General features: G+C 74.7%; 2 pseudogenes. Both read left to right on the plus strand.

Annotated features, from left to right (window positions below):
- Window positions 1–130: pseudogene (locus IH44_RS46110) on the plus strand (electron transfer flavoprotein subunit beta); the annotation flags it as partial.
- A gap of 197 nt (window positions 131–327) precedes the next feature.
- Window positions 328–699 (plus strand): annotated as a pseudogene (locus tag IH44_RS0140140) (electron transfer flavoprotein subunit alpha/FixB family protein); the annotation flags it as partial.

Below are 699 nucleotides of genomic sequence, written 5' to 3' on the forward strand. Positions count from 1 at the left end.
GGCCGGCGCCTGGAGCAAGGTCGAGGACGTCACCGCCCGCCCCGCCCGCACCAAGGGCGTCATCGTGACCGACGAGGGCGAGGGCGGCAAGCAGCTCGCCGCCTACCTCGCCGAGCAGAAGTTCATCTGACGGGCCGCGCCACCGTGCCCGGCCCGGCGGCCGCCACCCCGAGCCCCAGTCGCTCGGCCGGCGGCCGCTCGACCGGCGGCCGCTCGACCGGCGGCCGACCCGGCCGGAGCACCCCGTCGATGGACAACGCCGCTGCAGGAACGCTCACCTGACGGCTCGTCACCCCTTCTTCCACGCATCCCCAGGAGCCACCGACCATGACCGAGATCCTGGTCCTCGTCGACCACGCCGACGGCGCCGTGCGCAAGCCCGCCCTCGAACTGCTGACCCTCGCCCGCCGCCTGGGCACCCCCTCCGCCGTCGTCCTCGGCGCCGGAGTGGTGCCCAAGGTCGACGCGCTGACCCAGATCGCCAAGGACAGCGGCGCCGCCGCGATCCTGGTCACCTCCTCCGGCGAGAACAAGGAGGTCGCCGCCCGCACCGCCCTGCGCCTCGGGTCCGGCCTGATCACCGACGCCGTCGACGTCGCCCAGGGCCCCACCGGCCCCGTCGCCACCCAGTCGGTGTTCGCCGCGTCCTTCCAGGTCACCTCCACCGTCACCACCGGCGCCCCGGTCATCACCGTCAAG

The organism is Kitasatospora sp. NRRL B-11411, assembly GCF_000721345.1.
GTDB classification, from domain to species: domain Bacteria; phylum Actinomycetota; class Actinomycetes; order Streptomycetales; family Streptomycetaceae; genus Kitasatospora; species Kitasatospora cineracea.